This is a genomic window from Faecalimonas nexilis (assembly GCF_059731825.1).
The window spans coordinates 2971808-2986270 of the sequence record NZ_AP029189.1; the positions used below are offsets into that span (position 1 = coordinate 2971808).

Consider the following 14463-nt stretch of genomic DNA (forward strand, 5'->3'; position numbering starts at 1 on the left):
TCTTATTCATGTAGCCATATAAATGATGTTGTTGCGGAATATATTTCCTGATAAATAATATCCGCCATTTCACTTTCAGAAGCTTCTTTATTTTTTTCTCCTATTTCTCTTCCCACTTCATTGTTATGTAAGTCCATATCTCTATGTGCTGTTTTTGGATATCCGTCTGATTCTGTTCCTGTAACATCTTTGTCTTCATGAGCAGTTGCAAATAACTCTGCTCTTTCTTTTCCTATTAAAACAGTCATTTCAGCATTCCAAATTCCATGACGAAAAGCATCACTTCTATTTCCTAAACCATTTGTCCCAAATTTTGCCTCTGTCTGCGAAGTAGCAATATTTTTTGCTTTATTTACCTTTAGGGCATCAAAAGGATAACGAATACATAGTTTCTTTTCTGAATCTGTAAGCGCATTCCAAATATCTATAATCCCCCTTTCCACATCTTGATGATTGGCTTCCAAAAAAGACATGAGCATTTCTTCTGAATAATCTGGGTGAGTAGCCTTAATGTTCTGGATTTCTGCAATCAATTTTTCAAAATCCCTTTCTTCTGCACCAATCAAATCACTTCTTTGCTGGTCATTTTCGCTTGCCATAACAGAGAATGGAAAAGCCATTATCACCACCAGCATTAGGCTGAATACTTTAAATAGTTTCTTCATAGAATATACCTCCGATCTCATATTATGATTATATTTTACCATATTTAATGTACTATCCCATCTACATGTAATTTTTTCGATTCCCTGTGTAATAATTCCCATAGAGGCATTTTCAAAAAAAAGAATGGCAGTATTAAACAACCGCCATTCCACTCTTCATATACTTTTTACCACAGTAAAATGCAACCAAACCTGTATCTTCCAAATTTACCCATTTTTAGCATTTTCTATCTTTATTTCACTTCTATTTTTACTGTTCCTGAAAAATCATTACCTACAATCCCGATATAATTACTGCCATCTGGTAATGTTATTGTATTTTCATAAGTACCTGTTGTTTTTATTAAAGTTTTAGGTTCATTGCTACCAGAAATAATGAATATTTCAGCTTCTCCTTTTGTTATTTCTAGGTTACAAAACAATTCAACCTGCTTCCCTGCCGCTCTTTCTATTGTTGTTCCTCCAAAAAGATATTCTGTATCAGAAAATTTTTTGTACTCTGCTTGATATGTCCCCGTATAATAATCTTCCCCATAATCTCTTTTCCCTTGCAGGTTTATATCATTGGTTAATTGTACTTCTCCCACCTTTTCGACTACTGCATTATATTTTTCCAACACCTCCTCTTTTGAACACCCAGACAATAACAAGCAAAACATTAGAATAAAGAAACAACTTTTTTTCACTTATAACCACCCTTTCTTTGGTTTGACTTTTTTTGTTTTTGTACGAGTTTTTTTGTTCTCCTTTTCTTTCATTGTTGCGACTAAAATTACAGAAATAGCGACAATAATTATCAAGCTACATAAACACAATGGAAAACTCCATTGTACGGATGTATCATAACTTCTATACCCAATTAATCCCAGACTTGCAGTAATAGGATATATATTAGCCAATGTCATATTTCCTGCTGCAAACATACCTCCATATCCATACACAAAAGCAACAATGACACCTATCATAAAGCCGCCTGATAGTCTGCTTGTTATAACAATAATTGGTAATACCGCTAGATACAAAAGTAAATTTTCCAATGTTATTTGTACTAGCCCTTGGATTACCAAATTTACTGTAAATCCAGGAAAACCAACTATACACTCTGCAATTAACGTAAATATCGTACAAATAAGCCCAAATAATATTGATAACATTGCACATACAATAAGTTTTCCTACCAACAACTTTTTAAATGAAATTGGAATGGTAATAATATTCTTCAAAACATCGTCTTTTTCTTCCCGCGATATAATATATCCAGCAATCAAAGCTATGCACATTGGGAAAATCATTGACATATTATTTTTGATTACCTGCTCTATTAAGTATCGAAAATCCCATACAGATCCATCATTAGCCATAGAAGTAAAAAGTGTCAATAGAACAGAGAGTAGCATAAGAGCTATCCCCGCCCATATAATATGATAACGTTTTAATTTCAATAATTCTGTTTTTACAATAGTCCTCAATTTTATTCCCCCCTTTTCTTGTACAAACAGTCAATTAATAGTATTGAAATTCCTGCCATAATCCCAAGAATTAATATTACTTGAAAAGTTGAAGGAATTAATCCATTCATTTGTACAAGGTTCATATTAATTCCATGTCTTTTCATATCTCCAGCACTCCAAAATGTTGTAAGCGGCGTAGGAAGTAACCATAATATTGTCTTTGGTAATGCATCGAAAAGTGCTGTTGCACTCATATTTAAAACGCTATAAAAAATACATAATAAAACAGAGAAAACATAAGTACGACTAAAAAATACCACTATAACAATCAATGGTAATGTTCCTGCGGTAATAAATATTCCTGTTTCAACCGCCAGAAATATTTTGTATCCTAAACCGTATACATCTAACGTAAACATACCAACCAGAACTGTTGCTACCGTTGATGCTATGCAAAATACAACGCCTATAATAAATAGCACTATAATTTTTGCTGTAACTACTTGCGTACTGGATAGTGGGATTGTTTTAATATTTTTAAATGTATCATTATCACGTTCAATAAAAAACAACATAGCAGCTACTACTCCGATAATACAGGGTAATAAAAATTGGATTCCATACCCCAATACCATATTAAATAGTCCGTCAAATGCGTCCGCTTTATCAATATATTGCTCCATCATAGCTGGTGTTGTCATTAAATAAGCCAATGGAAGCGGAAACATAAATGCAGCTAAAGTTACTAAAAGAATAAACTTTTTTCTTTTCAGTTTTTGAAATTCAACCTTAACTAATTTAAGCAATTCCTTCACCTCCGGTCACCCTTTTAAAATAATCTTCCAATGTTTCTTCGCATAAATGAACTTCTGTAATTTCCAATCCTTGCTTTACAAAAACATAAGTAATTTCTGATCTAGGGATTGTTGTATTATATAATTGAAGTCTATTTTTATCACATATTTGAAAATCATCACATTCAAATTCTTTTCTTAAAATTTCCGCTGCGCGCTGGCTATCCGATACCATAAAATTGACATAGCGACTATTTTTTTTCGCCAATTCTTTCATACTTTCTTCTTCAAGTAAAATTCCCTTATCAATAATCCCTATATCATCTGCCAGTAATTCTATCTCTGATAATATGTGACTAGAAATCAAAATAGTTTTTCCCTGAACATCACATAACTCTCTAATAAACGAACGTACCTCTGCAATACCTATAGGATCCAAACCATTAATAGGCTCATCTAATATCAGCAAATTGGGATTGTGCATAACTGCCAATGCAATGGCCAGTCGTTGTTTCATCCCAAGTGAATATTCCGCAAATAACTTTTTATCACGATAGGGCAAACCGACAACTTCCAAAGCATCTCTTACACACTTACTTTTATTTAATCCTCTAAGCTCCGCAAAAATACGAAGATTTTCAGTCCCAGTCAAATTAGGATAAAATCCTGGTGATTCTATTAAACTACCTATATGCGGTAAAATATCTTTACTATTGGTTTCCATACTTTTCCCAAATATTTTTATGTTTCCCGATGTCGGTTTTGTTAATCCTAACAGCATTTTCATTGTAGTCGTTTTTCCTGCTCCATTACGTCCCAACAGTCCATAAATTCTTCCTTTTTTCACATGCAAGTTCATTGCAGAAACACTCTTTTGCTCTCCATACTGTTTTGTTAAATTATTGGTTTGAATAATATATTCACTCATTTTTTTATACCTCCTTTTTTTATACTGTAATTATATACCAACTACATTGAGATTTCCTTGAAGTAACCTTGAGGTAACCTTGAGATTTTCCTCTTTCTCTATACTTCTTTTTCCACAAGATGTATAATAATTTAAACTATAAAATTTTAGGAGATAAAAATATATGTATGATAAATTTATACTTATCGTTGATGATGAACAAGAACTACTCACCCTTATTAAAACAATATTTGAAAGAGCAGGCTATACAAAAATAATGACCGCAACATCTGGAGAAATGGCTTTACAAATAATAAGAGAAACTCTACCTGACATGGTTATTCTTGATGTTATGTTACCTGGTATGGACGGATTTGAGGTATTGCAAGAAATCAGAGCCCTCAGTAAACTTCCGGTTCTTATGCTGACCGCCAAAGATGCAGCCGAAGATCGTTTTTCTGGTTTTGAATTGGGAGCAGATGATTATTTAATCAAACCATTTTTGCCTAAAGAACTATTGTTACGTGTTCAAGCTATTTTAAAAAGAAGTTATCCTACAGAGAAACGAATTATAGAATTAGAAAATTCTTTTATAGATATTGATAAGGCAGAAATACATCGTGAAAATAAAATTATTCCTTTGACTGCTAAAGAATACAATATATTATTAAAACTTGTAGATAATGCCAATCACATTGTAACAATAGGAACTCTTTGCCAAACTGCTTGTGGTGAAATGTGGCAAGGGTATGAAACTACCCTCATGACACACATTCGGCATCTTCGAGAAAAAATCGAAAAAAATCCTTCTTCTCCTGTTTCACTGCTAACAGTTAAGGGGCTAGGATATAAATTGCTAGTGAAAGGAGTAAAATAATGAAGCTTGCCAAGCGTTTTTTTAAAAAATATCTTCTTTCCACCCTTATTATATTGATTTTATTTTTTGTACTAAATATTATTTTAATATGTGGGACTTTACTCATGGCATGGAATAATTCTACTGATCCAGATATACCCGTCCAAACCATTAGCAAAAATATCACGCTCAATGTAGATGGAACAATTTCTTCTACTGATTATATAGAAAATATTCTAAAAAATAAAAGTGCCTGGGCGATGATTTTAAACGAACAAGGAAATGTCATTTGGGAAAAATTTTTACCCGAAGAATTGCCAAGAACCTATTCAAATTTACAAATAGCCAAGTTTAGTCGGTGGTACTTACAAGAATATCCTGTTTTTATCCAAGAACATTCTGCCGGCTTATTGGTTATCGGGTGCGAACCTAATAGTATAACAAAATACAATTTTTCAATAGATATTAATTATATTCACAGCCTAATAGTCGGTATCTTTTTAATGATTTGTTTTAATATATTACTGATATTTATATTATTCTGGCGTAATACACATAAAATAGAAAAATCTATAGTGCCAATCATTGACGGTATTGACTCTATTGCTCAGGGAAAACCCATTACCCTTTCAGAAACAGGTGAACTTTCAAGTATAAATGCTGAACTAAATAAGGCTGGAAAACATCTTCTACAAAAAGAACAGGCGCGTGCCGAATGGATTAATGGTGTTTCGCATGATGTCCGGACACCTCTTTCTATTATTTTGGGATATGCTTCTGAAATCGAAAAAAATGAAGATGCTTCGCAACCTGTACAACTACAAGCAAGTATAATTCGTAAACAAAGCGAAAAACTCCGTAGCCTAATCGCAGATTTAAATTTAACTTCAAGACTAGAATACTCTATGCAGCCTTTAATAAAAACCAGTTTTTCTCCTGTGGAAATTGCCCGCCAAGTAATCATTGGCTTTATGAATGGACCAATAGACAACAAATATTCTTTTGATTTTCATTCATCATCTGATACGATTCCAGTATTGATCAAAGGAGATACGGAACTTTTTTCAAGAATGCTAAGCAATCTAATTCAAAATTGTATTAATCATAATCCTCATGGTTGTGAAATAACAGTTGAAATTTTAAAAGAAAATGATACCTGTATTATTTCCGTCATTGATAATGGTGGCGGTATGACTTCTACACAAATAGAAAAAATGAATAGTGGTATTTTTCCTAATAATATGTACAATTCAAATGGGGAGTCTGTTCATGGATTTGGTCTAAAATTGGTTTACCAAATATTAACCGCCCATAACGGAAATATCAAATATGAAAATATACTTCCTCATGGCTTAAAGGTCATATTAGAGATACCTATTGAACATATTGATCCGTATGAAGAAAAGATCTCTTAAAAGAACAGGTGAAAGCCATTATCTGACTTTCACCTGTTCTTAATTATTTACACTATCATAATATGCGCCCTTTAACTGAAGTAGTTCCACATGTGTTCCGGATTCAATTATTTTTCCTTTTTCAACTACGTATATTGTATCAGCATCTTGTATGGCATTCAGTCTATGTGTAACTACAATCTGGGTAATATGTAGTTGTTTCAAATTATTACATATTCTTCGTTCTGTAAGAGGATCTAAGTTGCTTGTGGCTTCATCAAAAATAATAACTTCCGGTTTCAGTGCCAATGCTCTTGCTATAGCAATACGCTGTTTTTGTCCTCCTGAAATGTTCTGTCCATTTTCTCCCACAAATGTATTAAGTCCCAATGGGAATTTTTCTATATCATCTTTCAGTTCTACTAAATCTAAATAATGATATATTTCCTCATCTGTCAACGTATTTGTAATATCCACGTTTTCTCTAATTGTTCCATTCATTGCCATTGGAACCTGAGTAACTATGGCAAATATCCGATCTATATCCTCTTTGCATATTTGTTTTATATCTTCCCCGTTTACTAAAATTTGTCCTTGATAATGAGAAAAGACGTTCAATAATAATTTTGTAATTGTAGTCTTTCCACTTCCTGAACTTCCTACAAATGCTATCTTCTCCCCCTTTTTTAGCATCATACTAACATTCTCTACATCTGGCTTCGTGCTTCCATAGTAAGAAAATGTTACTTGCTGCATTTCCATAGACTCAAATGAATTAATATGCTGAGTACCATTTTTACGGTTAGATTTATAATTCATTAACTCTTTTAAACGAATCATTGTTTCCTTTAAAACATTAATTTGAGGTACCACCAAAGATAGAGTTTGAAATGGACCTGTAAAATATCCGGCAAGTGTGACAAAGGCTATTAACGTTCCTAATTCCAACCTATTATCACAAACCAAGTATCCTCCTATAACGTAAAGTATCAATGAAGAAGCTATTGAAAAAGCCCCCACCACCGACTCCATAATATCACTTATTTGTACACGCTCACGTAATCTCTTAATTAAATGCTTATAATCCTGTTTCAGACTATCACTCAGCATATTCTCTATTCTCATGCACCTTATTTGCTGGATATTAGTCAAAGTTTCTACCATTCGTGCCTGTAATGCACTCTGATCTGCAATATAATTTTTAACCTTTATTCTAGCTTTTTGATTTAAAATCATTACTATTGTTATCTGTATAACAGTCATTACTATTATAACTGCAAACAATGGTATTGACTGTGTTATCATCATTATTCCGCAAAAAACAGCAGTAACCACATCTATCACTGTTGAAATTAGAGCTGTTGATATAAATTCGTATATATCACTGACACTATTAAAGCGATTTTCAATATCTCCTGATGAATGGCTTTCAAAATAACTTAAATCAATATCAAATATTTTATTCAGCATTAAAAATATAGTATCTTTGTATATATTATTCTGTAAAATAAGTATTACCCTTTTTTTAGCTAAATTTGCAAGTAAATAACTTAATGCCACTGATAATATCAGTAACGCATATTTTACAAAATTGAAGCCTAATGTATCATACGTTATTTCATTGACTATTTTTTTTATAATGAGCGGTGGAATCAATATAATTCCCTGTGTAACCAACGTTAGAATACTTGCCAGAAATAATTTGCTTTTATTTATAGGTATAAGAAAAGACTCACGTTTCTCACGTTTATAATTCTTTTCTGTTGGTCGAACACATACAAGTACATCTAAAAAATTCTTTTTAATATATGAATAATCAACCTTTTCTTTTCCTTTTAAAGGATCTAAAAGTATATATTTCCCATATTTTTTCTCCGCAACTACAACATAATGATTTTCTTTTGAACACATGATAATCGGTAAACATTTTATCAAATTTTCTTCGGTTTCGTAGTTTCCATACGCCTTGAATGAAAAATTATGTTCTTCCGTAATTTCTTTCATTTTTGCTAAAGACATACCATTTCTTCCAATACTTGTTGTAGCTTTTAATTCACTAATATCTATCTTATATTTATAATATTGGAAGATCATTGTCAATGCTGCTATACCACAGTCTGTTGTCCCCATCTGGCGAATCAATGGCACACTTTTTTTGTGCATAAATACACCTCCCTAGTATAATAAATTAGTATTGGAAATAATAAATTCTATTATTTCCAATACTATCATTTTAGACTTCCAGAGCAATTACACAAGGTAAATCTTTTTTTATATCTCGCAGCAAAGAATATCCCATGCCACATAGTCCTGTCATAAATCCTTGCAATTTATATCCATATAGATACGCATTATCGCAATCAAATACACCATTACATACATTCTCAGCAATAATATCACGAATATCTACATAATATTTTTCTATCTTTTTATCTGAATGGTCTTTTAAATATTCAAATAAAATTTCTGTATTACCTAAATTACCATGACATAGACAATTGTTTCCTAAAATTCCCTCTTTTAATATTGTATTCACTGCTACTTTTATATCATTTTCTATCAAATCCGAATACCGCCCATTCAATATGACATTTACTTTAGATCGGCTAAGCAATATGCCTGCAGCGCCATGACACCAAGCAACGGTAAAACTTCCTCCATCAGATGCTTTTTCTCCTGCATATACCCTTTCGTCTTTCCAATTTCCTTTTTCTTTCACAAATAAAGAATTTTCAAATTTAATGCCATCGAGCAGTGATAATAAATACTCCTCTTTCTGAGTCACCTGCCATAGTTTTGCCAGTGCTAAAACTATTCCAGATGCTCCATGTGAAAATCCCGCTAACGGCGAAGTTCTTCCATCTCCATTCCATCCGCCTTTAATAGAGCCTTCCTTTTCCTGAGCATTTACTATTATATCTCCTGCTATTTCTGCCGAAGCGATATACTCTTTATTTCCAGTTAGCTGATACATATTGATCAATGTAATAACTGCGCCTGCATTACCATAGACAAGATCAAAACTGTTATCTCTGGTAATCGCTTTCTTTAATATTTTATAGTGCTTTTTTGCATAATCCAAATATTTTTCTTTATTTGTAATTTTATACAGTACCTCATAAGTGTACATTATAGACGCTTCTCCACCAAAGGCGCCACTGCTTTCATTTTCTATTCCCTCATTTCGTTCACACATCTCATCTGTGTATGTAAATAATTCCTTTTCAATCGCATTGCGTATAATAAGGTACTCCTTTTGGGGATCAACAGCATACAATGCGTTAAAGAAAATTGCTAGCCCAGACATTCCTTCATATAAATAGGTACCAAGTGGTCTTATATCCCATGAGCAGTCATCTTCATTTCCTATTAGAGTAACACCAATCCAATTAACTTCTGTTCTATCTTTATTAAAAACAGCAGTTTTTATAAGAGAATCAGCCAATTTCTGAACAGCTTTTAACAGATGAGCCTTATTTTTTTCTCTGTGCGGAATCATTTTCATTTGTTGAAGCTCTATCTTTTTATCCTCAACCTGAAATTCGTTTATCTCTGTCAGAATAATATTCATGAACATTAATTGCCTTTTTAAATCATCTTCATCTAACAATACTATCTTTTTCTTTAAGTGTTCCAAACTGGTATATTCAAAATAGTCTTCGATTTTCTCACCTTCTGATCCGAAAAGAGATTTACCTGATGTATTGAGATAAAAATATGGAATGTCCATGTTTAACATGTCTTTTATCTCACATTTCACAACACCTTTATCTCCTTGTGTAGCTTCATACTGTTTAAATAAACTACACAAAAACATTTGTCTATCTCTTCCATCTTGCATAAAATCCGGATGAAAAGATGTGTGTAATAACATAGAATATCTTTGGGTATCCTGAACTAAATGGCGAATATTTAAATTACCAAACATGTCGGCATATTCAAGAAACTTTTCTTTATTCTCCAAAACATATTTATACGCATCTTCAAATCCTGCATTTATTTCTTTTAGATAATGAAATGCTGATACATTTTCTCCATCTAATTTAACAAGATTTTGATTTACTCCAGTTGTAGGATGTTCATATACAAATCTCATATTTGAAGTACATAAATCCGCTATTTTAGGAATAACTATAGGATATTCCTTTCCCTCACTACCTTTAATTGCACTCATATCTACGCCTTGGCCCAAATTTGAAAACCTATAGTGTGGCAATAAACCTGAGTATAATACTGACTCATGAAGGATATAATTTATTTCCTCCTTTGCAGAATTTGTTCTCCCTCTTCTACGGTTATCTAGTATAGTTTCTGCATCTATAATAATTGGATATTCTCCTGCGGCAATCACATTTTCTTCATGTAAATCATTTGTATTAAGAATATAACTACCGAAAATCAATATTCCAAATCTATAAAAATACCGTCTGATTTCATCCTCTGTTTTACAACTTTTATAATATACAAATTCCTCCCAACCATACTCCTGACAATCTAATATTTTTGGTTCATACATCTCATATTTACAACCAGCATTTATCTTTCCCAGAAAATCGAAATACACTTTTTCAATTTTTAACGAACGTGGTTTATACACAATTTTAGTGCCATTATCCAACTTAAGAATACTTACCCCATTCCCTTTTTTATGAGAATCCGAGATATTAGAACTTATTTCAACTACATTTTTAAATTCTAAACCTCCACAAAATTTATTCGCAATTTCATTTTTATCTTTATTAAGTCTTTCTAATAAAAGTACATAATAAGAAGATAAGTTTTCTACGGTTTCTGTAACTGAACGTAGTAAACATGGATATATATTGAAAAGCTCCTGTTTATACGATTTCTTACTTAAAAAATTATTATTATAATAATCGTATTCTTCCTCTGAATTTCTTCCATTCAGTTTTCCCGTCTTCTTACAAAGATACATTTCAAACATTAATATTCCAAGACTGATCTTCCCTAATCTCTCTAATAAGGTATTTGCGTATGTATCTATAATAGAATCCGTCCAAAAAAGACTTGTTCCATTTTTTAATATGTCTATTCCGTAATTGATTAAAGGTATAAAAAAATTATCAAATGCCAATTTTTCTCCTTTGAATCCGGAATAGTTATAATTGATTGGTTTTTCAAATAATTCTATTTTTACCTTTTCCATTTCTGACATCACGTGATTGTTTTCACATACATAATTTTCAGAATTTAAAACTTTTACTAAATCAATACCATAACATTTCTCAGCAACTCTTAATGTATCTTCTCCTAAAATCTTTTTCCAATATTCAAATATATCTTTTTTATTTTCTGCTTCTGATGTTGTATAACTTCTTTCTGTAAAATATGATGCTCTCTCAGTATTCATGTTCTTAAACACCCCATTCTGCTTTCCATTTCAACTCACAATTCGTATCTGTACTGCACAAACTTCAATTAACGCTTACCCTCTTTATCAACACCTGTGTTTATTTCTTAGGGCAGCAAGGTTTCAGCAAAGTACCAAAATAGCATTCTGCTGTACTTGTACATAAAACTCCGCCGGAATTTCTGGTTTCACCAGCTCCTGCTACAAATTTGTTTAAATCTGCTTCCTGCAGCTCCATCATAACGTTACCAGCCGGATTGCTAAAGTTTTCTTCTCTTGTAATAGGATTTCTCATTTCACTCATAATTATTTCTCCTTTCATAAATCAATTTTGTACAGTACAGATACTAATTCTAAATTGAAATGGTTGAATTATTTTCTTCTGTTCCTTACATTTTAGATAATACACCTTTTATTTCTTGAAATTTTATTCATGTAATAAAATCGACTGTCTATGTAATTTTTGTTAGAATATTAATAGTTTTATTTTTTCACATCTTCCATATAAAAATATTACTGTCTACCAACGTAACCGTTCAAAACAAAAATCTTTTCTACAATGTCAAAAGCGGATATGCGCTAAATCGCATATCCGCTCCAAATTCTTTCAAACCGCAAATAATATTTCCCTATATATTCTCTGCAACTCTCATAATATTCAATTATCCCACCATATTTTTCGATATTTGCTAGGTGTCCTCCCATACTTCTGCTGAAACGCCTGGTTAAACGTCCTTTGGCTTTCAAATCCGAATTCAAGATAAATATCCATAATCCTTTTATCTGTATTTTCCAGCAGATTGGAATAATAATGATGTAATATTCATCACCAAAAATGATTATCAAATTTCAACAAAAAGATGTAAATAATATCAAATACACCGTCTACCTTTTACCTCAATTTTTTTAATCAATCTTATTTCCGCTTACCAACATTTTCTTTTTTTAAAATTTTAGAAGTTTTTACAAGTGCTTCTATTAAAGTTAAACCTGTCAGAATTACAGCAACTCCCATCATAAATAATGTCCATGCTTTGCCCTTATCAAAGGTTACCAAAATAGCTATCGCAGCTACAGGCATGTTTATATATCCTAAACTTGTTGCCCATTGAATAAAAAAGTTCGGCCAAAACTTTTTCTCTTCTTCCACTTCATTCACTGTTTTCACTTTTTTGGCGAAATAAAGCATACAGACTATAGATACAGCTATCAGTATTATTTTCCATACACAATTAACTTTCGTTTCCTCTGGTGGAAAAAAGGTATCTATCATGATAACTGCTATTCCAATGATAAATGCTATTTCACTATACAATCCTGAATAAGCGGAATCTTTCATGTCATTTACTTTTTTCTCTAAAGCAGTAATTACAGATTGGTGATACTGTTTTGCACTTTTCTTATTTCCGTTCATGTAATAAATCCTCCATTAATAATAACATACTATTTCATCTCAATTATATCTCCCAAAAACTATAACTTTTTCAACCGATACCCCACATTGACCAACGTTTCGATAATATCATGCCCCATCTTTTTTCTTATCTTCCATATCACATATTCTACTGTTCTGTATGGTATCTGATCATCATGATAATGAATACCCCATACAGAATGATAAATATTTGTCTTTGGCATTACCCAGTTTGGCTTTAAAGCCAGTAGATATAAAACTTCAAATTCCCTGGGTGTCAGGTCTATCTCCTTTCCTTCGTAGATAACCTGATAGGACATTGGATTTAACTGTAATTTCCCGTTGCCCAACACTACATTCTCTTTATATTCTGGAAAAACATACTTCATGTGTATGCCTCCTCTTGATTTGTAAATTCAACTTTTCTCATTCCAGAAAGAAATACTGGACGAAAAATCCCCGTCCAGCACTTCTTCAATTATCAGTTATTTTAATGCACTCTCTATATCCTCCGCTGCTTTCTATAATTTGAAGATACTCCTGGAGCTTTTCAGATTGGATATTTTCCTTTTCTGTAAGTGAATTGAATTAGAAAGCAACTTGTTTTTATGCAGCTTAGCGGATTTCGGATATTGCTCTGCAGTTCCGCCCGCATAGTACGATAATCATTTTCTATATCCAGTGTCCTTGTTACTGCCCTCTCACAAATATCCAGCAGTTGCTTGATACACTCTGCTAATTCCTGCACTGAATCATTCAAATACCGTCAGCCTGCAAAAGGCTGACGGCAAAAAAGATATCATATCACTATAAACTATTTTTAAATAAATTTTAATCTGGCCAATCCAAATAAGAAGACTCAACCAAGCTACTACCACTGGCTTTAAAAGTATCTAAAAATGTACAATCTTTTGATATATTCAAACCTTCCCATAAATAATTAATAGTACCTTTCATGTGAATTTGTACAAATTGTTTATTGCTTGATATATCCGTCCAAGAATAATTAGGTTCCCAACTGCCGAGTGTAAAACCTGTATCATAGGAACTGCCTACTAGTGAAACGCTTGAAATCCGAGAAGAACTTACATTAGCTGTAAAATCTTGTTTAATATACCCCCAACCGATTGCAGGAATCATACTTTCTACGCTTGCAGTATAAGATCCTGTTGCCCTTGCCATATTAGAGCGCTCTATAAGTTTCACCTCCATATTCTGCATAGCATTCTTCATCATTTTAACATATGATTTTACTGATTTTTCTATTTCTTCCACGCTCATATCGCTCCTGCTAGGTGAGATATAAACATTTTCAAAAACAACCCCAACTCCATTTGCTTCTGCCCAAGTATTAAGTTCTTGCTCAATATATTTGTTTGGCTCAAACTGATTTTCATCATTTGAAGCATATACTGGAATAGTCACTAAAAACATTGTACATAATATCATAATAATACCAATTACTTTTTTTATATTCTTATTCTTCATTTTTATACCTCCTGTATATTTTGCGGTAGCATTTTAAAAACAATATATAAAACGTATATATAATTATAATATTTAAAAGAAAATTGCCTATTGAAAAATGAATAGATATAATTTGTTGAGTAT

The 14463-nt window shown here is 32.1% G+C and carries 15 protein-coding genes; 2 read left to right on the forward strand and 13 right to left on the reverse strand.

Translation table 11 applies throughout. The annotated features are described in order from the left end of the window. Nucleotides 1-2 precede the first annotated feature (2 nt). From AC6I5B_RS14920 to AC6I5B_RS14940, 5 genes are all read right to left on the reverse strand, one after another. Nucleotides 3-665 carry a DUF6973 domain-containing protein gene (locus tag AC6I5B_RS14920; RefSeq protein WP_117689885.1) on the reverse strand — a complete coding sequence of 221 codons (663 nt, stop codon included), beginning with the start codon at nt 663-665 and terminating at the stop codon, nt 3-5. Between the two features lie 233 nt (nt 666-898). Then, complete coding sequence (locus AC6I5B_RS14925) at nt 899-1324, reverse strand: hypothetical protein (RefSeq protein WP_117467776.1); 426 nt, start codon at nt 1322-1324, stop codon at nt 899-901. Between the two features lie 27 nt (nt 1325-1351). Further along, entirely contained in the window at nt 1352-2134 is a 783-nt protein-coding gene (locus AC6I5B_RS14930) for an ABC transporter permease (RefSeq protein ID WP_117689884.1), read from the reverse strand. A 2-nt stretch (nt 2135-2136) separates the two neighbouring features. Next, nucleotides 2137-2922, reverse strand: coding sequence for an ABC transporter permease (locus AC6I5B_RS14935; RefSeq protein ID WP_117689883.1), 786 nt, complete (start codon nt 2920-2922; stop codon nt 2137-2139). Continuing rightward, nucleotides 2915-3838, reverse strand: a complete 924-nt coding sequence (locus AC6I5B_RS14940; protein ID WP_055056064.1) for an ABC transporter ATP-binding protein — start codon at nt 3836-3838, stop codon at nt 2915-2917. The genes AC6I5B_RS14935 and AC6I5B_RS14940 overlap by 8 nt, the downstream gene beginning before the upstream one ends. A 163-nt stretch (nt 3839-4001) precedes the next feature. Between AC6I5B_RS14940 and AC6I5B_RS14945 the strand changes: the two genes are divergently transcribed. After that, the gene (locus AC6I5B_RS14945; RefSeq protein WP_055056065.1) at nt 4002-4694 is read left to right on the forward strand and encodes a response regulator transcription factor; all 693 of its coding nucleotides are present in this window, start codon (nt 4002-4004) and stop codon (nt 4692-4694) included. Continuing rightward, on the forward strand, nt 4694-6088 hold the full coding sequence (locus AC6I5B_RS14950; RefSeq protein WP_117689881.1) for a sensor histidine kinase: 1395 nt from the start codon (nt 4694-4696) through the stop codon (nt 6086-6088). The genes AC6I5B_RS14945 and AC6I5B_RS14950 overlap by 1 nt, the downstream gene beginning before the upstream one ends. 39 nt (nt 6089-6127) lie before the next feature. Here AC6I5B_RS14950 and AC6I5B_RS14955 read toward each other — a convergent pair whose 3' ends face one another. From AC6I5B_RS14955 to AC6I5B_RS14990, 8 genes are all read right to left on the reverse strand, one after another. Further along, entirely contained in the window at nt 6128-8230 is a 2103-nt protein-coding gene (locus AC6I5B_RS14955) for a peptidase domain-containing ABC transporter (protein WP_055056067.1), read from the reverse strand. Between the two features lie 70 nt (nt 8231-8300). Continuing rightward, nucleotides 8301-11438 carry a type 2 lanthipeptide synthetase LanM family protein gene (locus tag AC6I5B_RS14960; protein WP_147417366.1) on the reverse strand — a complete coding sequence of 1046 codons (3138 nt, stop codon included), beginning with the start codon at nt 11436-11438 and terminating at the stop codon, nt 8301-8303. Between the two features lie 100 nt (nt 11439-11538). Next, nucleotides 11539-11742, reverse strand: coding sequence for a plantaricin C family lantibiotic (locus tag AC6I5B_RS14965; RefSeq protein ID WP_055056069.1), 204 nt, complete (start codon nt 11740-11742; stop codon nt 11539-11541). A gap of 354 nt (nt 11743-12096) precedes the next feature. Beyond that, on the reverse strand, nt 12097-12261 hold the full coding sequence (locus AC6I5B_RS14970) for a helix-turn-helix domain-containing protein (protein ID WP_081019425.1): 165 nt from the start codon (nt 12259-12261) through the stop codon (nt 12097-12099). Nucleotides 12262-12354: 93 nt separating this feature from the next. After that, a complete protein-coding gene (locus AC6I5B_RS14975) occupies nt 12355-12852 on the reverse strand; it encodes a hypothetical protein (RefSeq protein ID WP_118340032.1) in 498 nt (165 codons plus the stop codon). Between the two features lie 59 nt (nt 12853-12911). Next, nucleotides 12912-13241 (reverse strand): winged helix-turn-helix domain-containing protein, encoded by a 330-nt coding sequence (locus AC6I5B_RS14980; RefSeq protein ID WP_117689876.1) that lies wholly within the window; start codon nt 13239-13241, stop codon nt 12912-12914. A 161-nt stretch (nt 13242-13402) separates the two neighbouring features. Continuing rightward, nucleotides 13403-13612, reverse strand: a complete 210-nt coding sequence (locus tag AC6I5B_RS14985) for a hypothetical protein (protein WP_118340030.1) — start codon at nt 13610-13612, stop codon at nt 13403-13405. A gap of 71 nt (nt 13613-13683) precedes the next feature. Beyond that, the gene (locus tag AC6I5B_RS14990) at nt 13684-14340 is read right to left on the reverse strand and encodes a hypothetical protein (protein ID WP_118340028.1); all 657 of its coding nucleotides are present in this window, start codon (nt 14338-14340) and stop codon (nt 13684-13686) included. Nucleotides 14341-14463 lie beyond the last annotated feature (123 nt).

What these genes read in the sequence shown, in the direction of transcription:
- AC6I5B_RS14920 (WP_117689885.1), bottom strand. Translation starts at nt 665, where the DNA reads ATGAAGAAACTATTTAAAGTATTCAGCCTAATGCTGGTGGTGATAATG.
- AC6I5B_RS14925 (WP_117467776.1), bottom strand. Translation starts at nt 1,324, where the DNA reads ATGTTTTGCTTGTTATTGTCTGGGTGTTCAAAAGAGGAGGTGTTGGAA.
- AC6I5B_RS14940 (WP_055056064.1), bottom strand. Translation starts at nt 3,838, where the DNA reads ATGAGTGAATATATTATTCAAACCAATAATTTAACAAAACAGTATGGA.
- AC6I5B_RS14945 (WP_055056065.1), top strand. Translation starts at nt 4,002, where the DNA reads ATGTATGATAAATTTATACTTATCGTTGATGATGAACAAGAACTACTC.
- AC6I5B_RS14950 (WP_117689881.1), top strand. Translation starts at nt 4,694, where the DNA reads ATGAAGCTTGCCAAGCGTTTTTTTAAAAAATATCTTCTTTCCACCCTT.
- AC6I5B_RS14955 (WP_055056067.1), bottom strand. Translation starts at nt 8,230, where the DNA reads ATGCACAAAAAAAGTGTGCCATTGATTCGCCAGATGGGGACAACAGAC.
- AC6I5B_RS14960 (WP_147417366.1), bottom strand. Translation starts at nt 11,438, where the DNA reads ATGAATACTGAGAGAGCATCATATTTTACAGAAAGAAGTTATACAACA.
- AC6I5B_RS14965 (WP_055056069.1), bottom strand. Translation starts at nt 11,742, where the DNA reads ATGAGTGAAATGAGAAATCCTATTACAAGAGAAGAAAACTTTAGCAAT.
- AC6I5B_RS14975 (WP_118340032.1), bottom strand. Translation starts at nt 12,852, where the DNA reads ATGAACGGAAATAAGAAAAGTGCAAAACAGTATCACCAATCTGTAATT.
- AC6I5B_RS14980 (WP_117689876.1), bottom strand. Translation starts at nt 13,241, where the DNA reads ATGAAGTATGTTTTTCCAGAATATAAAGAGAATGTAGTGTTGGGCAAC.
- AC6I5B_RS14990 (WP_118340028.1), bottom strand. Translation starts at nt 14,340, where the DNA reads ATGAAGAATAAGAATATAAAAAAAGTAATTGGTATTATTATGATATTA.